The organism is Paenibacillus sp. MCAF9 (assembly GCF_052114265.1).
GTDB lineage: Bacteria > Bacillota > Bacilli > Paenibacillales > Paenibacillaceae > Pristimantibacillus.
In genome coordinates, this window is sequence record NZ_JBFREL010000005.1 from 91209 (window position 1) to 110571 (window position 19363).

18 protein-coding genes and 1 pseudogene are annotated in these 19363 nt (G+C 43.6%); 17 read left to right on the forward strand and 2 right to left on the reverse strand.

The window, feature by feature from the left end; genetic code table 11:
- Positions 1-18 precede the first annotated feature (18 nt).
- On the reverse strand, positions 19-1098 hold the full coding sequence (locus AB4Z45_RS10760; RefSeq protein WP_441909205.1) for a hypothetical protein: 1080 nt from the start codon (positions 1096-1098) through the stop codon (positions 19-21).
- A 242-nt stretch (positions 1099-1340) separates the two neighbouring features.
- On the opposite strand from AB4Z45_RS10760, the pseudogene AB4Z45_RS10765 reads away from it, so the two are divergent.
- The 7 genes and pseudogenes from AB4Z45_RS10765 (at position 1341) to AB4Z45_RS10795 (ending at position 5702) form a co-directional block, all read left to right on the forward strand.
- A pseudogene (locus tag AB4Z45_RS10765) lies at positions 1341-1938 on the forward strand (sugar phosphate nucleotidyltransferase).
- A gap of 116 nt (positions 1939-2054) precedes the next feature.
- The gene (locus AB4Z45_RS10770) at positions 2055-2264 is read left to right on the forward strand and encodes a GDP-mannose 4,6-dehydratase (RefSeq protein ID WP_441909206.1); all 210 of its coding nucleotides are present in this window, start codon (positions 2055-2057) and stop codon (positions 2262-2264) included.
- A complete protein-coding gene (locus AB4Z45_RS10775; RefSeq protein WP_441909545.1) occupies positions 2215-2346 on the forward strand; it encodes a hypothetical protein in 132 nt (43 codons plus the stop codon). Before AB4Z45_RS10770 ends, AB4Z45_RS10775 begins: the two co-directional genes overlap by 50 nt.
- 84 nt (positions 2347-2430) lie before the next feature.
- Positions 2431-2961, forward strand: a complete 531-nt coding sequence (locus AB4Z45_RS10780) for an NAD-dependent epimerase/dehydratase family protein (protein WP_441909208.1) — start codon at positions 2431-2433, stop codon at positions 2959-2961.
- A gap of 405 nt (positions 2962-3366) precedes the next feature.
- The gene (locus AB4Z45_RS10785; RefSeq protein ID WP_441909210.1) at positions 3367-3789 is read left to right on the forward strand and encodes a hypothetical protein; all 423 of its coding nucleotides are present in this window, start codon (positions 3367-3369) and stop codon (positions 3787-3789) included.
- A 64-nt stretch (positions 3790-3853) separates the two neighbouring features.
- On the forward strand, positions 3854-4486 hold the full coding sequence (locus tag AB4Z45_RS10790; RefSeq protein ID WP_441909526.1) for a glycosyltransferase family A protein: 633 nt from the start codon (positions 3854-3856) through the stop codon (positions 4484-4486).
- Between the two features lie 109 nt (positions 4487-4595).
- Positions 4596-5702, forward strand: a complete 1107-nt coding sequence (locus AB4Z45_RS10795; protein ID WP_441909211.1) for a glycosyltransferase family 2 protein — start codon at positions 4596-4598, stop codon at positions 5700-5702.
- A 57-nt stretch (positions 5703-5759) separates the two neighbouring features.
- Here the strand turns inward: AB4Z45_RS10795 and AB4Z45_RS10800 are convergent, their stop codons facing one another.
- The gene (locus tag AB4Z45_RS10800; RefSeq protein ID WP_441909213.1) at positions 5760-6695 is read right to left on the reverse strand and encodes a GDP-L-fucose synthase family protein; all 936 of its coding nucleotides are present in this window, start codon (positions 6693-6695) and stop codon (positions 5760-5762) included.
- Positions 6696-6889: 194 nt separating this feature from the next.
- On the opposite strand from AB4Z45_RS10800, the gene gmd reads away from it, so the two are divergent.
- The 10 genes from gmd (at position 6890) to AB4Z45_RS10850 (ending at position 19360) form a co-directional block, all read left to right on the forward strand.
- Entirely contained in the window at positions 6890-7963 is a 1074-nt protein-coding gene (gene gmd, locus AB4Z45_RS10805) for a GDP-mannose 4,6-dehydratase (protein ID WP_441909214.1), read from the forward strand.
- Positions 7963-9288 carry a sugar phosphate nucleotidyltransferase gene (locus AB4Z45_RS10810; RefSeq protein WP_441909215.1) on the forward strand — a complete coding sequence of 442 codons (1326 nt, stop codon included), beginning with the start codon at positions 7963-7965 and terminating at the stop codon, positions 9286-9288. The genes gmd and AB4Z45_RS10810 overlap by 1 nt, the downstream gene beginning before the upstream one ends.
- The gene (locus AB4Z45_RS10815) at positions 9285-9473 is read left to right on the forward strand and encodes a hypothetical protein (protein WP_441909216.1); all 189 of its coding nucleotides are present in this window, start codon (positions 9285-9287) and stop codon (positions 9471-9473) included. The genes AB4Z45_RS10810 and AB4Z45_RS10815 overlap by 4 nt, the downstream gene beginning before the upstream one ends.
- Positions 9474-9823: 350 nt before the next feature.
- Positions 9824-13630 carry a phospholipid carrier-dependent glycosyltransferase gene (locus AB4Z45_RS10820; protein WP_441909217.1) on the forward strand — a complete coding sequence of 1269 codons (3807 nt, stop codon included), beginning with the start codon at positions 9824-9826 and terminating at the stop codon, positions 13628-13630.
- A 111-nt stretch (positions 13631-13741) separates the two neighbouring features.
- Positions 13742-14743, forward strand: a complete 1002-nt coding sequence (locus tag AB4Z45_RS10825) for a glycosyltransferase family 2 protein (RefSeq protein ID WP_430061252.1) — start codon at positions 13742-13744, stop codon at positions 14741-14743.
- On the forward strand, positions 14736-15182 hold the full coding sequence (locus AB4Z45_RS10830; protein ID WP_441909219.1) for a GtrA family protein: 447 nt from the start codon (positions 14736-14738) through the stop codon (positions 15180-15182). The genes AB4Z45_RS10825 and AB4Z45_RS10830 overlap by 8 nt, the downstream gene beginning before the upstream one ends.
- Before the next feature lie 16 nt (positions 15183-15198).
- Positions 15199-15870, forward strand: coding sequence for a class D sortase (locus AB4Z45_RS10835; protein WP_076270221.1), 672 nt, complete (start codon positions 15199-15201; stop codon positions 15868-15870).
- Between the two features lie 125 nt (positions 15871-15995).
- Positions 15996-16220 (forward strand): helix-turn-helix domain-containing protein, encoded by a 225-nt coding sequence (locus tag AB4Z45_RS10840; RefSeq protein ID WP_006040330.1) that lies wholly within the window; start codon positions 15996-15998, stop codon positions 16218-16220.
- A 177-nt stretch (positions 16221-16397) separates the two neighbouring features.
- Positions 16398-17987 (forward strand): sensor domain-containing diguanylate cyclase, encoded by a 1590-nt coding sequence (locus tag AB4Z45_RS10845; protein WP_441909221.1) that lies wholly within the window; start codon positions 16398-16400, stop codon positions 17985-17987.
- A gap of 62 nt (positions 17988-18049) precedes the next feature.
- Positions 18050-19360 (forward strand): GHKL domain-containing protein, encoded by a 1311-nt coding sequence (locus AB4Z45_RS10850; RefSeq protein ID WP_441909222.1) that lies wholly within the window; start codon positions 18050-18052, stop codon positions 19358-19360.
- Positions 19361-19363: the final 3 nt, after the last annotated feature.

Consider the following 19363-nt stretch of genomic DNA (forward strand, 5'->3'; position numbering starts at 1 on the left):
GAATGATAGGAACAGCGATTAAAAGATGTCTACCTGCTCGTGGCATGCGGCTGGGATATAGTTTGCATATTTGTTTACGTTTATACGATCACCGTTTTCAAATAGCAAAGCAAGCTCTTGCGGCGAGAATTCCTTATTGCTTCCTGCGCGGTTGGCATACACATTTTGAACGATGTTGAGCGGGTTGCAAAACGCTAAGGATACTTCGCTGCATGCTAGAAACTGGCGTCCCTCAGACAGCTCCTGCGCACGTCCTGCCATACATCCTTCAAGCGTATTGGGGTTGGAGAAATCCAAGTTTCTCAGATGCGGAAGAAGATTAGTTGTGCGGTATACCGAGCTGGAAACTTCAAGCGGATAGCCGAATTCATACTGCGCCGATGTCCAGTCAAACTTGCGATAGCCATACTCGATAATGTGGTGCCATGGAATAGACTGTTCGGCACTCATCGTATAGCAGTAACGGATGTTTGGTCCCAGCCTTAAGGAAAAGCCAATCAAATCGTTGTGCGCAGCTAATGTGTTCATGATGGACTGCAGCGTAAAATCGCGAACGAACAAGCAATCATCCACGATGAATAGAACATAGGCATAGGGTTCCATAGAAGCGATAACCTGCTCTTTGAATTGCTCCTCTTTAATAAATTGCACCATCGGGTATTCGTTTTTTAGTCGTTCATATTGTGATTCATAAAAATCGCTCGATGTCTTGTAAAGGACCTTCATGTGAAAATTGGAAATATCGAGGGCATGCAAGTAAAGCGATCGCAGGGCTGCATCCAGCTGGAGGGCTCGATCCTTGCTGAAAATAATACCCGTCAGCGGTATTAAAATAGGCGCTGCCCCTCCGTCGCTTGGCTGTTCAACAAGAGAAGAGGCAGGAGCAGTAGGAGCTATTGGAGCAGCTGGTGCTTTACGGGCGAGGATGCCGCGCTTCCATCCTCTTGCTCGTTTGTTTATTCGATTTGACCGCAGCAGCTTCTTTCCCTTGCGAGAAGCTCTGCGACGCGTATTTGCGGACGTACGATTTATTTTTTTAGTTTGTCGTTTCATCTGCTTATTCGCAGCTTGTTTTCGTTTGACAACGGTTTGAGACAAGCGTTATCCCTCCTTATTTTCAAGAAACCTCGTTCAATGTATTCTATGTCGATAATTTGGCATGGTACGGGCAATTGATAGGCAAGGAGCGCCTGTATTCCATTGCTTAATCGCATCTATTAAATTTTCACAGACTGGGTATTCACTAGAACAACAAACTATCGAATAAATAAACATAGGAAGATGGCAAAGTATATTTGAGAGAAAGAGAGGATGTTTCTATGCGGACGATAGATAAAAATATGAAAGTGGTCATTCTAGCAAGCGGGTTCGGCACTAGAATAAGCGAGGAGTCGCTCATGAAGCCAAAACCGATGATCAACATTGGGGATAAGCCAATCCTATGGCATATCATGCAAACCTATGCGCATAACGGCTTTACTGATTTTGTGATTTGTAGGGCTACAAAGGTTATTTCATCAAAGAATATTTCTATCATTATTTTTGCATCACTCGGATGTAACCTTTGATTTATCGAATCGAAACGAAATGACGATTCATGAATCTTCCATTGAAACGTGGAAAATCACGCTGGTCGACACCGGCAAAGAAACGATGACAGGCGGCAGGCTAAAGCGAGTTCAGCCGTATTTAGGAAACAAGACGTTTATGCTGACGTACGGCGACGGGAGCTGGAATAATTCAGGTTTTTTCGTAATGGAACCGCAGCTGCTTGATTATATTGAAAGCGATCATACAAATCTGGAGATGGACTGCATGCAGAAGATAGCTAATGATGGACAACTTATGGCTTATAAGCATGAGGGGTTCTTTCAGCCGATGGACTGCTCGAAGGCGCAGCTGCGCTTAGGCTGGAAGCCAAGATGGACCCTTGATTAGGCGCTGAATAAGGTGGTTGAGTGGACGCTTGCCTATCAAGGCAACGAAGATATTCGGCAGGTTTGTTTGAAGCAATGGCATGAATATGCAGGGAAAACAAGCTGGGGGGGAGATCGATGATAGAAAAAAATTCCCGTGCAGCCTTAACCGCTTTAGTCACCGGAGCCATGGGTTTTATTGGCTCACACCTCGTGCGAAAGCTTTTGGCGGAAGAATGGAAGGTGCACATTATCGCTAGAAATGAATCGAGCCTTAAGCAACTGGAGGATGTCCAGGGTGCTATCATCATACATCGGCCACAGTTACTTATGCGCCAAAACAGGTAGAAGAGATGCTGACAAGCAATATTATTTTCGGTACGCAGCTAGTGGAGGCGATGTTGTCGCAGCACGTTTATGCATTCATTAAAACGGAAACCTTCTCACAGCATTTTGATAATAAAAAACCATTTCGTTGCTGCTGAAGGCTGGAAAGGAACATAAACCGCTTGCGATGTCACCTGGAGAGCAGCTGATTGATATTGTACACATTGATGATGTTGTTGAAGCTTATATGCTCGCAGCCCAGCAGCTGCTAAATGATGGGGCAGTTAAGAACGAGGTTTATTCCGTTTCTTCACAGCAGCCCATTCCACTAAAGGAGTTAGCGAGCATTATTGAAAAAATAATGGATATACCGTTACAGGTGAATTGGGGAGGACGACCCTACCATCCGCGAGAAATTATGATTCCATGGAACAAGGGGGTAACCGTGCCGAAGTGGAAGCCAAAAATAACATTAGTGGAGGGAATTAAAAGATTAATTTGCCTGAACGGGAATTTATATCTAAAAATAAGCATTACGCTGCCTGTACTCAATAAAGAAGCTACGATTGTTCCCCTAATAGCGGAGCTGCACCGTGCTGTGAGCGAATATAAAAATGCTGAACTCCGAATTATTTTCGATGGCTGCTACGATCAAAATCGAATATGTGGTGAAGCAATTTTTTCAGACCGTTCAAGTGGATTACAGTATTGCTTATGAAACGACGCCTAACATTTTTGAGATTAAAACGAACAACATCGGCTTAAAAAAATCATCCGGTGCTTTGGCCCATTACGATACAGGGATGAGCAGGATGTTCCAGGAGGTGATGGAGCGAAATACGAATATTTTTTATGCAAGATGGACGCCGAGTACAAACAAAGATTTTGCATGGATTCATCGAACTCGCGTTGATGGATTACAGGTTAGAAGGAAGTGGTCATAAAAGATTTATTTAGTAAGCTTTGCCTCGCCGGAATTTCAATCCTATCAAGATAGACTAAATGCGTCTGCTCTGCAATTCGGCGTTGATCGTGTCATTTCATATCATCCAAGCGATCTCGAAGGAAAGGCTTTTGCTCGTAAGAATACAGCAATTTTGCAGCATGAGAAAGGCTTTGGCCTATGGTACTGGAAGCCGTATATTTTACTGGACTCTTTATCGAAAATGGAAGAAGGAGCGCTAGTGCTGTATTCGGATGCGGACACGCACTGTATCCAAGCTGGACAAAAAGAGACAGCTTCGTGCTCATGCAGTGCGACAGCTCAGGTTATTGGGAAGCGGAGCAGGTTTGGGCTGGATTTTTTATGTTTTACAATAATGAGAAAAGCAGAAGCCTATTAGAAGAATGGCTGTTTTATTGCGAAGATTATAAAGTGATTTCGAATGCTGAAAATAGCAGCGGCCTGCCGAACTTCCCGGAATTTATCGATCATCGTTACGACCATTCGATTCTTTCGCTGTTGACGGTTAAATACAGCTTGCCGGTGACAAAGGATATGTATCATTACTTTATGCTGCCAGACAGGAAAGTTACACCAGAATGAAAGGAGCTTGCCCGATGAATGTGAAGGTCAGCATAGTAATCCCGTGCTTTGATAGGGTAGATTTATTGAACAAACCATCGATTCTTGCTTAGCTTCTTCCTATTCGGAGATTGAAGTAATCGTCGTGGATTATGGATCAACAGAGCCAGCGATGATTGATCTATTAAATCGTTTAAATAAGCCAAAAACGAGAGTCATTCATGTGCAGACGAATATCGGTCTGCCGTATGGACGAAACGTTGGCATACACGAAGCAAGAGGGAATTATATATTGCCCCTTGATGCGGACGATAAAATACAGCCTACTTTAATAGAGAAGGCTTACCGTACATTAGAAGCGAGACCGGAGGCTGGCTTCGCGACTGTCGGCTTGGAGTATTTCGGCGATCAATCGTGGGTTTGGATTCCGCCTGAATTTGATTTTAACCGCTTGCTCTCAGAAAATATTGTTTGTGTCACCTCGCTTGTTCGCAAAAGTGCTTGGTTATCAGTAGGCGGTTACAATGAAGCGATGATACATGGCTATGAGGATTGGGATTTCTGGATTTCGTTATGCGAGAGGGGCTGGTGTGGGACTGCCATTCATGAAGCCTTGTTATTATACCGGCGTCATGGCCATTCGTTGTCCTATGATGCGGGACAGAAGCATGCGATGATTGTTCAGCAAATACGAGCGAATCATCCGAGATTATACTGAAACAGCGACATTGTTGAAAGAACGATGAAGATGCCCTAAGGCTTTTGTCCAAACCATCTGCATCTATCATTCATTGTATAGTAGTGAGTGTGTAGAAGGAGGCGGGAAGGTGCCAAAGGTAACGGTTTTGATGCCGGTTTATAACGGTGAATTGTTTTTGCGCGAAGCAATCGAAAGCATTTTAAATCAGACATTTCAAGATTTTGAGTTTTTAATTATTGATGACGGCTCGAAGGATCAGAGCGCCGCAATCATTGCCTCTTACTCAGATACAAGAATCCGTTTCTTTAGCAATGGAGCAAACTACGGACTTATTTTCACGCTGAACAAGGGGCTTGTTCTTGCTCAAGGCGAATATATTGCTAGAATGGATTGTGATGATTTTGCTTTTCCTGATCGTTTGGCTAGGCAGGTTGAGCTTATGAATCAATACCCGGATATCGGCCTTTGCGGTACAGCGATAAAATATATGCATACCGATATTTGGGTTAAGCATCCAACCGATCATGAGGACATTAAGGCAGGGCTTTTGTTTTATTGCTCTCTAAATCATCCAACGGTCATGATGCGGAGCTCCGTCGTTAAGAGCTACTCGCTTTATTATGACTATCAGAGTCCCCATACGGAGGATTATGAGCTGTGGACGAGAATGGCGCAATTAACCCGTATCACGAATATACCTGATGTTCTGCTTCATTACCGCATTCATAGTGAGCAAATAGGCGCGAAGCATAATGCGGAACAACAAGTGATCGGGAAAAAAATTGTATTCAATCAGCTGATTCAGATGGGCCTTCTGCCTACGGAGGATGAGCTTAATCTTCATATGGATGTATGCGAGAGACGTTTGCAGGCAACAGACGGTTTTGTTCAAGGGGTGACAAGCTGGTTCGAAAAGCTTCGGGCAAAAAATATCGAAACGAACCATTATTCCCAGCAGAGCCTTGAAAATGTGTTGAATTCGTATTTTGCTGAGGTTTCAAGCTATTATCATGCTAATCTGCCAGTTGCCAAACCAGCTCCAAGCATAAGAAGAACGAAGCCGTTAAGAAGAAACGGACGTAAAAGGTTAGGAAAAAAAACAACCGGCATACGAAGGAAAAAAAGTAATAAAGGCGCATCAAGCAGGAGAGCTGTCAGCCGGAGCAAGCGTAAGGGGAGTGTCCAGCCACGGAAAAAAGGGAGCGCAATAAAAGGAAAGAAGCGGGCATCATAAAAACAAAAGCCACAGCGACTATGGATAGTCGCTGTGGCTTTTGTTTTATGACCGTATTTATTGCTGATCGATATACCATTTCACGGTTTTCTCTAACCCTTCCGGCAAATCCGTCTTCGCTTTGAAGGAGAATAGCTGCTCTGCTTTGGATGTGTCGAGGCATCTTCGCAGCTGCCCGTCAGGTCTGCTTGCATCCCATCGTATATTTCCGGTGTAGCCTGTTTTCTCTGCAATTAAATGAACGAGCTCTTTAATCGAGATTTCGCGGCCTGTGCCAATATTGACAGGCTCTTCGCCATTATACTGCTCTGCGGCTTGCAGAATAGCTGTTGCAGCGTCCTCCACATATAAAAACTCTCTTGTTGCAATCCCTGTGCCCCAAACCTCAATGCAATCGGCATTCTGTTCTTTCGCCTCTAAGCATTTGCGAATAAGCGCAGGAATGACATGCGAGGTTTCCAGATCAAAGTTATCTCTAGGACCATACAGATTAACGGGTAAAAGGAAGATGGAATTAAAGCCGTATTGCTTGCGATAAGCTTGTGACTGAACGAGCAGCATTTTTTTTGCTAAGCCATAAGGTGCGTTTGTCTCTTCAGGATAGCCGTCCCACAACTCTTCTTCCTTGAATGGAACATTGGCAAATTTGGGGTAAGAGCAAATCGTTCCGCAGGCTACAAACTTTTCGACGCCATGGAGGCGCGATGCCTCTGCGAGATGGATGCCCATCGAAAGGTTGTCATAAAAAAAAGAACCTGGATTTGCGCGATTGGCTCCAATCCCGCCTACTTTTGCGGCCAAGTGAATGACGATATCCGGTTTATAGTCTTGAATAACGGACAAACATGCGGCCTGGCTAGTTAAATCATATTGCCGGCTCCTCGGTACAATAACGTCTGCTGCATCGTATTTAGCAAGCAGCTGGGTGACATGCGAGCCTAAGAAACCGGAGCCTCCGGTGACCATAATTTTTTTCCCTTTCAATTGACTCATTATCAGCCTCCGACCTTTCCTATTTAACCTGAATATATAATTCTACTTATCAGATTATGTAATCGGCTCTTAATGTGAGCATGTCTTTGCCTATTTATAGAATAGAGTTTGTGAAGCTTCCATTACGTCCATACCAATTCGTTTGAGAGACATACTATGTTACTAATTGGGATGATAGGGAAGGGGCAGATGCTTTGAAGATTGCTTTTGTAACAGGGATTACGGGACAAGACGGCGCATATCTAGCTGAATTGCTGTTAGATAAGGGATATATTGTACACGGATTGCAGAGAAGAAGCTCTCTGCCGAATACCGGAAGAATCGACCATTTGTTGAATGATTCCAGCATTAATGAACAAAGATTTTTTCTTCATTATGGAGACCTAACGGATTCTTTAAACATAGTGCGAATTATTGAGCAGGTGAAACCGGATGAAATTTATAACTTGGCAGCGATGAGCCATGTTCATGTCAGCTTCGATACGCCAGAGTATACAGCCAACGCAGATGGCATCGGAACGCTGCGCATATTGGAAGCTGTACGACTGCTTGGGCTTACGCAAAAAACAAAAATTTATCAAGCCTCTACATCTGAGCTTTACGGGCTTGTTCAACAAATTCCACAGCATGAGAAAACACCGTTTTATCCCCGCAGTCCTTATGCAGTTGCCAAGTTGTATGCCTATTGGATCACAGTAAACTACCGCGAGGCCTACGGCATGTTCGCATCCAACGGTATTCTCTTTAATCATGAAAGTCCTTTGCGGGGAGAAACATTCGTTTCACGCAAAATTACAAAAGCGGTAGCGCGCATCGCGCATGGATTGCAAGACAAGGTTTACTTAGGAAATTTAAATGCGCAGCGAGACTGGGGACACGCAAGAGATTACGTCGAGGCGATGTGGCTGATTCTTCAGCAGAGCGAGCCGGAAGACTTTGTCATAGCAACAGGATACACGACAGAGGTTAGAGAGTTTGTTCGTCTTGCTTTTGCCGAGATCGGTGTGGAAATAGCATTTAAAGGGGAAAAGGAAGACGAAGTGGCCTATGTAAAGGCATGCCATAATCCAGCCTATTCGCTTCCGGTCGGCAAGGAGGTTGTTGCCGTGGATGCCAAATATTATCGGCCTACCGAGGTTGAGCTGCTGCTCGGAAGTCCTGAGAAGGCAAAGAAACAATTAGGGTGGACACCTAAATATGATGTTCAAGCGCTTGTTAAAGAAATGGTTATGCAGGATATGAATGCATTAAAAGGAGCGCGAGGCTAATGAAAATAATTCTGCTCTCGGGAGGCTCCGGCAAACGATTATGGCCGCTCTCGAACGGCTCGCGAACGAAGCAGTTTTTAAAGGTGCTCAAAGGGGAGAACGGCGAACGAGAATCGATGGTTCAAAGGGTGTGGAGACAGCTGCAAGAGGCTGGTCTTGAGGCTTCATCCTATATCGCCACATGCTCCTCTCAGGTGGATTTGATTAGAAGCCAGATTGGCAACCAAGTTTCGATCATCGTGGAACCGGAGAGAAGAGATACCTTTCCGGCCATTGCTTTGGTTTCCGCTTATTTGAATTCAATAGTGAAGGCCTCTAAGGACGAGATCGTATGCGTGCTGCCTGTAGATCCCTATGTAAATGCTGATTTTTTCGAAAAGATCAAGGAATTAGAGCAGGTTTTGAGAGGAACGAATGCGGAGGTTGCTTTAATCGGATCACGTCCGACTTATCCTTCAGAGAAATATGGCTATATGATTCCATCTCCTATGAATCTCGCATCACAGACTAATAATAGCATCGTGATTACAAGTTTTGTCGAGAAGCCGCCAGCGCTGATTGCCAAGGAGTTAATAGACAATGGTGCACTATGGAATTGCGGCGTGTTTGCCTTCAAGCTTGATTATTTGCTCTCGCTTCTGCGCGATCGGAATTACCCAACCTCCTATCAACAATTATCCCGCCAATATGCTGCGCTGCCCAAAAACAGCTTTGATTATGAAGTGTTGGAAAAAGCGAAGCAGCTCAGAGCCATCGCATATGAAAATGAGTGGAAGGACCTCGGCACATGGAACACGCTAACGGAGGAAATGGATACGAATGTAATTGGGCAGGGTCTTATAAGCGACGATTCGAACAATACGCATGTGCTTAATGAATTGGATATCTTGGTGACGGTGCTTGGTTTATCGAATATTGTTGTAGCAGCAAGTCCGAATGGCATTCTCATATCCGATAAATCTGCGAGTCCCCGCATTAAGGAAATGATGCAGCCTATCGATCAGCGATTGATGTACGAGGAGCTCCGCTGGGGCTGGTATCGCATTTTGGACGTGTTTAAGCTTGAAGACAACCGAGAGACGCTCGTGAAAAAAATTGTGGTTCATACAGGGGAGCATTATGTTCCGGGTCCATTGCCCTCTCGAAGGGTTATATGGACCGTTCAAGCCGGCAAAGGCGTAGCGATTGTGGATGGCAAGCCGCTAAACGTCGCTCCCGGGGATTGCTTGGAAATGGAGTCGACTACAAGCTACAGCATAGCCGCTTTAACGGAGCTTACTTTAGTGGAAGTACAAATAGAGATGACGAGCGGAATGGACGTATGACATTTAGCAAAAGGATGCTGGTCTTATCCATCATCGACAGCCTGCTGCTCCTCGGAAGCTGGATGTTTCCTTTTTATTTGATTTATGGCGAGCTTCTGCCTCAATTATATTGCTTGGGCACGCTGAATTTTGTAGACAATGCGATTAAGGCTGAAGTGCAGCGATTTGTATTCATCTCTACCTAAGCTATGTGGCGGGAGGCATGATCGGCGAGAAAAAACGATATCGTTGTCGCGGATATAAGAAAACCATCAGAAATCGTAGGCATAGCCGATGGAAAGGGTGGTATGCTGCCCCCATCCTCAAGCTGAATCGAGAGTGCTTGCATACAGAAAAACATGCATTCCATTGTGGCATTTCGCGCATCCCATTAGGGATGCTTTTTTATTATCGCTGTCGACTTTTCCGTCGTGCTAAAAAAGCGGTGGAAATTTCACTTTTTCATTGACCATGAGGTTAATATCACATAGAGTTAAGTTGTATTTCATTATAAAATGGACAACTTTATTCCAAATATGAGGTGGAAATCGGAACGATGATGAATATGTTTAGTCGCGCTACAATAACCATCCTTCTCCTAACCCTTCTATGGCCAGCGGCAGTATCAAACGCAGCAAGCAATCTGCTTAACAATGCCGGTTTTGAAAATGTTACGGAGGGAGCGCCTTCAGATTGGACGCATGATGCGTATTTGAAGGAAGAGCAAATTACTTCGTATAGTATTGATAGTACCGAAGCGCATACAGGAACCTATTCAGCCGTGCTTGAGAACAAGCAAGCTAATCACTCGCGGTGGACACAGGCGATAAAAGTAAAACCAAAAACAACATATAAATTTTCTGGGTACGTGAAGACGGAACAAGTAGGCTTGGATGCAACAGGGGCTCTATTTTTCGTTGAAGGCGTAGCAGTAACTTATCCTGAAGTGAAGGATACAAATGGAAAATGGGCGTACATTGAGTTTTATGCGAAGACGGGCCAGGATCAGAAGAGTATTACGTTCAGCGCTAGTTTAGGCGGATACGGGAGCATTAATACAGGGAAAGCCTATTTTGATGACGTCAGTGTGGAGAAAGTATCTAAGGCGCCATCCGGTGCAGAGGTGTTCAGCTTAGTCCCTACGGAGACAAGCCAAGGAACTGAAGTATCAACTTCGGGCGGCTCAGTCCTTCCACTTATTTTGTTTGGTGCGCTGTTCACCTTGTTTTTTGCACTTATCTATAAGAAGCTGTTTCGAGATCGAAGCTGGCTTGACGAGAAACAACATTTACATAAAACCATTCTTGTATTCGTGTTCCTCGGTGCGCTAATTTTGCGGCTTTGGATTGCTGTTTCAAGCAGTGGTTATGCGAATGACATCGCTTTGTTTATGGCTTGGGCTGACCAAGCTGCGAAGCAGGGGCTTTCTGGTTTTTACCATTCGGGAATGTTTGTAGATTACCCTCCCGGCTATATTTATATTCTGTATGTATTAGGTTTAATAAAAGATATGCTGTCGCTAGATTCAGGATCAAATGCGGCAATGCTTCTATTTAAGCTCCCGGCGATTTTAGCCGATTTGGCTGCTGCTTATTTCATTGTCCAAATAGGAAAGAAGAAAGCAGGCTATTCGATAGCGTTAGGATTAGCGCTTCTTTTCTTATTCAATCCAGCTATTATTGTGGATTCTGCCGCATGGGGGCAAGTGGATTCAATATTTGCGCTGGCACTCGTAATGGCTATTCATGGACTGGTCGAAAATAAAATAGAGCGCGCTTCGGTTTTGTTTGCTGTTGCAGCGCTTATTAAGCCGCAGGCATTTATATTCATGCCGGTGCTGCTGTTGTGGTTCGTATATCGCAAAGATTGGAAGAAGATTTCGGTCAGCGCATTTTACGGCTTCACTACGTTTATATTGCTCGCTTTGCCTTTCTTCTGGGGCAACAGCGGCTTGTCGGGGCTCATTAAGCTCTATTCAGGAACCTTGTCCTCTTATCCGTACGCGACGCTAAATGCATTCAACTTCTATGCGTTAAGCGATGCGAATTGGAAGCCGATTACGGATACGTGGCTGCTGTTTTCGTTCAAAACATGGGGGAATATCTTCATTTTTGCAGCCGTAGCGATTTCCGCTTTTTTTGCACTGTTAAAGCGAGACAATGAATCGTCCAAGCGCTCTTATTTTATAGCGATGGTGCTTATCGTTGTCGTATTTATGGGTGTAACGAAGATGCATGAGCGTTACCTGTTCCCAGTAATGCTGCTTGGAATCTTTGCTTTTATACAATCGCTCGATCGCAGGATGTTGATGGTGTATTTCGGATTTAGCTTAACGAGCTTCATCAATATTGCGTATGTGCTTGACTACAGCAAGGTGAGCACGAATGTTCCTTTTAATGGAATTGTTCTATTGTGCTCGTTAGCAAATGTTGGATTAATGCTTTACTTGTTATATATCGGATATGATAATTATGCACGCGGAAGGTCGAAGCCTATCGCCCCGCTGCTGGATGAAGAACGCAAGCAGACGGATCACAAGACACTAACAGCTTTCAAAGCTGAAGCGATCTCAAGAGTGAAGCAAGAGAATGAACGACTGGTTCGCAAGGATTGGATATGGATGGGTGCGATTACGCTAATTTATGCGGTCGTCGCGCTATTCCAGCTTGGCGAGATGAAGGGGCCGACAACCGCATGGCAGCCTTCGACCGTTGGTCAAAGCTTTTACGTTGATTTGGGCGAGGTTAAGCAGCTTGATCGCATCAACAGCTTTGGCGGAGTTGGAACAGGAAAATACAAATATGAATTTAGTCAAAATGGGACCGACTGGGACAATCTCATGGAAATCGACAGCAGCCATGTTGCTGTATTTACTTGGAACAGTCAGCCCGCGGCGCTCGCAGCTCGGTATGTGAAGCTTACGACGGTTCAAACAGGCTTCTCCATGCATGAGATGGCTATTTACGAGCAAGGCAACCAAATACCGTTATCAATCGTCGGAATAAATGATGAACAGGCGAAGGATGCCAAACGAGGCAGCGTACCTTTGCTCTTTGATGAACAGCAGCGCGCGAAATATGAAGCGACTTATATGAACGGATCTTATTTTGATGAAATTTATCATGCCCGTACTGCTTATGAGCATATGGAGCATATTGTAGCTTACGAGAATACGCATCCACCGCTTGGCAAAATTATAATTGCGATCGGTATTAAGCTGTTTGGGCTTAATCCGTTTGGCTGGCGCATTGCCGGTACGCTGTTTGGCATTGCAATGCTGCCGGTAATGTATGTATTCGCGAGAAGGTTGTTTAAAACGACTGTTTATGCGGGTGTGGCGACTGCCTTGCTAGCAGCAGATTTTATGCATTTTACGCAAACTAGAATTGCAACGATTGACGTTTACGGCGTGTTTTTCATTATGCTGATGTTTTATTTCATGCACAAATATTATTCCTTAAGCTTCTACAAGGTAAAGCTGAGTGTTACTTTGCTGCCGTTGTTTTTAGCAGGTCTCTTTTTTGGAATCGGTGTAGCTTCCAAATGGATTGTGCTTTATGGGGGCGCAGGCTTAGCTATTATGCTCGGTTTATCTTTATTTGAACGTTATAAGGAGTATGCAGCTGCCAAGCGAGTTCTGAAAGAGAACAAAAAAGAGTCTGGCTTTAGCCAAGACAAGCTGCAGCATATTATAAACGTATTTCCTCGTTATACGATCATAACGCTTGCTGTATGTCTCGTATTTTATATCGTTATACCGCTTGTGATTTATGCGTTATCCTACATTCCCGTGCTGACAGTAATGGATGAAGGATATACCTTAAAAAGTCTAGTTGATTACCAGAAGCATATGTTCAGCTATCATAGCAAGCTGGTATCTACGCATCCATTCTCATCCTCATGGTGGGAGTGGCCGTTCATGAAGAGGCCGGTATGGTATTACTCAGGGGACAATATGGCAGCAGGAATGAAATCCACAATTGTAGCGATGGGCAATCCGCTTATTTGGTGGGCAGGCATTTTTGCGATGGCAGCGACGATATGGATGAGTATCAAGAGGAAAGATAAAGCGATGTATACGATATGGATCGCGTTTCTAGCACAGTACGTGCCTTGGATGCTTGTAACACGTCTTACATTCCTTTATCACTATTTTGCAATGGTGCCGTTCATTATTCTGAGCTTGGTCTATATGTTTAAAATAATCGAAGAGAAACGGCCAAACTTTAAGCTGATTCGAAATGTTTTTGTGGCAGTAGCGATATTGTTATTTGTGATGTACTATCCTGCGCTATCCGGTATGACTGTAAAGACCTGGTATGTAGAGCATGTTCTGCGCTGGTTCCCAAGCTGGTTATTTTAAAATATAAGAAAGTATATCGTTTTTTCATACTTATCTTATATTTCACCGTCAAGGCTACTTCAGCGTCTAAGGACGCCGAAGGCGTTTTTGCTTGAAGAAAGGGGTATCTGGATGAAACAATCGGCTGTAAAATACAGTATTATCGTTCCTATGTACAACGAAGAAGAGGTTATCGAGCATACGTACGAGCGGCTGAAGCTGGTCATGGACAGCACGAACGAGTGTTATGAGCTTATTTTCGTCAACGATGGAAGTAAAGATCGTACGGTTGAATTAATTTCCATGATCTGCGATTTCGATCCAAATGTCCGAATGATTAATTTTTCACGTAATTTTGGTCATCAAATCGCGATTTCAGCGGGGATGGATTATGCGCAGGGTGATGCGATCGTCGTCATTGATGCGGATCTACAAGATCCTCCAGAGGTCATTATCGATATGATCGCCAAATGGAAGGAAGGCTTTGAGGTTGTTTATGGCAAACGTCTTAAGCGCAAAGGCGAGACGATGTTCAAGAAAATAACCGCTAAGCTGTTTTATCGCACGCTGCGCAGCTTAACGAATGTGGATATTCCCGTAGATACGGGGGATTTCCGTTTGATTGACCGGAAGGTATGCGATGTGCTGCGCGGCTTGAAGGAAAAAAATCGGTTCGTTCGCGGCTTGGTTAGCTGGATCGGTTTCCGTCAGACGATGGTCGAATATGAACGGGAAGAACGTTTTGCAGGCGAAACCAAATATCCGCTGAAAAAAATGATTTCTTTTGCCATAGACGGAATAACCTCCTTCTCTTATAAACCATTGAAAATTGCCACTTATGTTGGCTTTACATTATCAATTACGAGCTTCTTGTATTTGTTAGTCGTTATATTCCAGAAGCTGTTTACGGGCACCACGATTGCTGGCTGGGCTTCCATTGTGGCAGTGAATCTTTTGTTTAACGGCATTATATTGATGCTCTTAGGTATAATCGGGGAATATATTGGCCGGATTTATGAAGAATCCAAAAACCGCCCTTTATACATCGTTCGCGAAGCTCAGGGGTTTCCTGCGAAAGAAGACAATCAATCCTCAGAGTCTGCTGAACAAGATCGGGTTAAAAAATATGTCTAACGCAACATCAAAACGAGCAGCTAGAGGATTCATCGCACAATTTGTAAAGTTCAATTTAGTTGGACTTCTTAATACGTTAATCGATTTTCTTATGTTTTCACTCCTCATTTGGTTTGGAGCGTATTATTTGCTTGCACAGGTGATTGCATACGGAGCTGGAATGATTAACAGCTATGTGCTAAATAGCCGATATACTTTTAGGAAGAGGGAAAATGAAGCTTCAAGCCCGCAGCAGCTAAATAGAGGTATGAGATTCATCGTATGGAACGGTATCATACTAGGTATTACTTTACTGCTGCTTATGGCCTTGAACGAGTGGTGGGGTTTGAATGAGGTCGTCTCAAAGCTGATTGTAACGGTGGTAACCGTTGCGCTTAACTTTTACGGAAGCAAGAAATGGGTTTTCGAGGCGAAAGGACCACAGACTGAGGCCAGCTAGCGGAAGGTGGGGAAAAATGAAAAGAATACTCTCTTATGCATTAGTGATTGTAGGTATTCTCATATTGCTCTATCCAAAAGCGAATGAATGGTACGAGAACCGTCAGCAGGATAAGCTGATGGCTACTTGGGATGAGGCGAGCTTTGATGTGAGCGCAGAGCAGCAAGCGCAGCAGCAGTATGAGCAATTAACGGATCTTTTCAACGAGCAATCCGCAGCGACCGAGACGCCGATTCAATCACCGACGGATGCAGCTACACCAGAAGCAACCCCTACAGAGGCGCCAAAAGCACAGAAGATTGCACCCATTGCAACGATTAAGATTGATAAAATAAAGCTTAAGCTGCCTGTCGTTGAGGGAGCCACCCAGAAGAATATGAAATCGGCTACAGCTCACTTAAAGGAAACAACAGCAATAGGCAAAGTCGGCAACGCAGCTATAGCTGGCCATCGGATGCGCTCTAAGGGAAGGCTGTTTAATAGGCTTGGGGAAGTTGAGGTCGGAGATAAAATCGTCGTGGATACAAAAGATGAAAGCTTCACATACACCGTTTATAAAGTATCCATTGTAGATCCGACAGATGTATCTGTTCTAAATTACAACAATAAAGATAAGCTGCTGACTTTGATCACCTGTGATCCCATTGTAAACCCCACGCATCGGCTCATCATTCATGCAAAAATATAATGGGCAGCAGAGCCCATTTTCCCTTCATAACAGCACCAATGGTATCGCCCCTTCATAGTATAAGTTGACTGTATCCCTTAACCTTGTTAAACCATAAAAACCCGCGCAAGGAGGGGTGACAAACATTGAAGGGTAGCGACCATAAGAGCAAGTTTTTATTGACGCATCGTGAACGCGAGGTATTCGAGCTGTTAGTACAGGACAAGACAACAAGAGATATTGCACAACAACTATTCATCAGCGAGAAGACCGTCCGCAACCATATTTCTAATGTCATGCAAAAGCTGAACGTAAAAGGTCGTTCACAAGCGGTTGTCGAGCTAATCAAGCTTGGTGAATTACAAATCTAACATAGCAACCTAATCGGACGGCACTGTGACAAGGTGCTGTCTTATTTTTTTAAATCGATTAATGGGCAATTATTGAAATTGATTATCTAATTATGGAAAATAAACCAGCTAGGAAAGAGGTATTTGTCGAATCCCGTCGAATAATGAGTAGTATCATAAATCAAAGAAGGTATCGCTGTGTCGCTTTTACAAGTAAAACAAGCTATCCAAAAGAGAAAAGTGAGCCTGACGACGCTAATGATTGGTTTAGTCTCTGTTTCGGTTTTACTCATGTTAACCATTTTGCTTATTGCATCCTACCAGTCCAAGAAACAAGCGTTGTATGAAACAACACTTACACTTAATCTTTCAACCGCATCTAAAATGAGCATGACAATGGATTCATTATTTGAGTCGATGCGAAGCAGTCTTAAAAACGCGGCAGACTTTTATTCTTTGAATAGTGATATGAAGCAATCAGATTCCGGAAAATATCTTGATCTCATTCGCAATAGCAGCAACTATTTTAATTCGATTGTCGTAGTTGATGAGAATGGTGTCATGCGTACACTGTCCCCTTCGTCGATCGGGAAGGCAGGCGTGCCTATTAAAACAGCTCCTGCGAAGGAAGCATTGGCCTCACGAAAGCCATATTTGTCAAAGCCTTATACGAGCGCGACAACAAAAAATCTCATGGTGTTTATTAGTGAGCCTTTGTTTGATCAAAAGGGTGTATACCGGGGCTATATCGGTGGAAGCCTCTATTTGCAACAAAATAACGTTCTAAATATGATATTCGGTAATGATAACCTAGACCATAACGGTTCCTATTTCTATGTAGTGGGTTCAGATGGCCACTTGATGTACGATCCTGATAAAAGTCAGATTGGAAAGGATAGTACCTCGAATATGATCGTTCAGAAGTTGATTAAGGGGCAGAGTGGACAAGAGCTCGCCGTAGATGAAGATGGTGTAAAATGGCTTGCCGGTTACTCCTACGTCCCAGAGAATCAATGGGGGGTCGTTGTGCTTTCACCAATAAGCATAGTGAAGGAGCAGTTGAGCAATCATATACAAGCGATCCTATTATACACGCTCGTACCCTTTATTCTTTTGATGCTCGTGACGACCTTTCTTGCCCGCCGATTGGCTAAACCTTTTGTAACACTTGCGAATATCGTCAGCAAAATGGGGAAAGAAGAAGTTCCCATACCCGCCATGAAGCATCATTGGAACAGAGAAGCCGATTTATTAACGAGCACGGTCATACTTGCTATGAACGGTATTAAAACGGAAACCGATCGGTTGACACAAGCGGCTATGACGGATCCTTTGACTGGATTAAATAATAGAAGAACGTTAGAAACGATTATGAAAAAATGGATAGAAGAAAAGAAACCTTACTCCATTGTCGTCCTGGATATTGATCGCTTTAAAACCATTAATGATACATATGGGCATCAGGAAGGTGACAGAGTGCTTCAACATTTGGCTGACATTGTCAGGTTTTCTGTAACACCTGATGACCTTTGCAGCCGTTATGGAGGGGAAGAGTTCGTTGTCCTGCTGCCGAATACCGCGCCGCATGTTGCCTTTGAAACTGCTGAGCGGATTCGTACAAGGATGGCGAGCAGCGAAAATCATCTCAAGCAGATGGTTACCGTTTCGCTTGGCGTAGCTCAGTTTCCTTCCCATGCACAAACAGCAGATGAATTATTTTCACTTGCAGATCAAGCTCTCTATAAGGCCAAGCACGCTGGAAGAAACCAGACGGTAATGGCTGACTAGTACGCTGCCTCTGAAATTTCTGATTATTATCAATTATTGATGTACTGAAAAGGATTAAGCTAATGAAACCAGACCTAGTGTATACAAAAAAAAGAATGATTTATTTTATCGTTTTATCCATTGCAATCATAAGTATGCTTGTTGGACTTAAACTCATCTCCACCTATCACAATACAACGAAGTCAGCGGAGATCACACTGGCGAAGCAGTATACGGAAATCGCTACGGATGCAGCAAATGGTATAGATAAAGTTGCTTATAAGCAATTTCTACTAACGAAAACGGATGATGAGAATCGTAAAAAAATAAAGCTGTATTTGGAGGAGTATCGGAAACGTATAAATGCGCTCTATATTTATATCCTGCTTTTAGATGATACCGATGTTTCCAAAGTAATGGTTAACGCATTTCCGCCTCATATAAAAGATATACCGATTGGTTTTCCTTGTACCGTTCCTTCTAATCAAGTGGAGATGGCAAAAAAAGGGTTGAAATATTCCACAGGAGTGTTACATGATAGGATAAGCGAATCCTATATGTCCGTCGGGGTTCCTTTCTTTGATGAGGATGGTACGGTGCTTGGTGTTGTGGGGATCGATATCGCTGCGAAGGATTTAGGCCATGTGGGCAAGTATGTTGTCCAAAATAATATGTTTATTTTCGGAGTGGATGTCCTGTTTGCTTTATTGCTGCTCGCTGGTGTATATGTGCTTAACAAATGGTACAAAGCCAGGCTTCATCAGGACATGCGTGAATCTGAGAAGGTATACATTTCCGAGTTGGGCAAAATTGTAGAGACCATCAAATCAAGTCGTCATGATCTCATGAATCATCTCCAGGTGTTGAATGGATTAATGGACATCCGAAGGTATGATAAGGCACATGATTATTTAAAACAGCTAACCGAGGAATCCAAAACGCTAAACCTATCGCTGCATATTAAAAATCCGATTTTAATGGTGCTGTTCCAGAGCAAGAGGGAGCTGGCGCATTCGAAAAATATAATCATCAGCTTCGCTACAGATTATGATGCATTCGATAAAATAGAGTCGATGGACTTAGTCAAATTATTTTCTAATTTGTTGGATAATGCGATTGAAGCGGTGGAATCAAATGCTGGGTATATAACGCAGGAGATTCAAGTGCAATGTAAAGTGGAACATGGAAAGTATATATTTATAATCGAGAATCCAGCCGTGCTTACGGATGAGGAGCAGAAGAGCTTCTTCCAATATGGTTTCACTACGAAAGCAAAAGGTTCTGTTTTACGAGGAAACGGTCTCTCTATAGTAAGGAGAACGGTGGAGAAATATAAGGGTGAGCTTAAATTTCAATATGAAGAAGGCAAGGTTCGTATTCAAATCCGAATCTAAATA

Excerpts from the sequence above, each read along its gene's own strand:
- AB4Z45_RS10770 (WP_441909206.1), top strand. The coding sequence starts at position 2,055 with ATGATAGAAAAAAATTCCCGTGCAGCCTTAACCGCTTTAGTCACCGGA.
- AB4Z45_RS10780 (WP_441909208.1), top strand. The coding sequence starts at position 2,431 with ATGTCACCTGGAGAGCAGCTGATTGATATTGTACACATTGATGATGTT.
- AB4Z45_RS10785 (WP_441909210.1), top strand. The coding sequence starts at position 3,367 with ATGGTACTGGAAGCCGTATATTTTACTGGACTCTTTATCGAAAATGGA.
- AB4Z45_RS10800 (WP_441909213.1), bottom strand. The coding sequence starts at position 6,695 with ATGAGTCAATTGAAAGGGAAAAAAATTATGGTCACCGGAGGCTCCGGT.
- AB4Z45_RS10810 (WP_441909215.1), top strand. The coding sequence starts at position 7,963 with ATGAAAATAATTCTGCTCTCGGGAGGCTCCGGCAAACGATTATGGCCG.
- AB4Z45_RS10815 (WP_441909216.1), top strand. The coding sequence starts at position 9,285 with ATGACATTTAGCAAAAGGATGCTGGTCTTATCCATCATCGACAGCCTG.
- AB4Z45_RS10820 (WP_441909217.1), top strand. The coding sequence starts at position 9,824 with ATGATGAATATGTTTAGTCGCGCTACAATAACCATCCTTCTCCTAACC.
- AB4Z45_RS10825 (WP_430061252.1), top strand. The coding sequence starts at position 13,742 with ATGAAACAATCGGCTGTAAAATACAGTATTATCGTTCCTATGTACAAC.
- AB4Z45_RS10830 (WP_441909219.1), top strand. The coding sequence starts at position 14,736 with ATGTCTAACGCAACATCAAAACGAGCAGCTAGAGGATTCATCGCACAA.
- AB4Z45_RS10835 (WP_076270221.1), top strand. The coding sequence starts at position 15,199 with ATGAAAAGAATACTCTCTTATGCATTAGTGATTGTAGGTATTCTCATA.
- AB4Z45_RS10850 (WP_441909222.1), top strand. The coding sequence starts at position 18,050 with ATGAAACCAGACCTAGTGTATACAAAAAAAAGAATGATTTATTTTATC.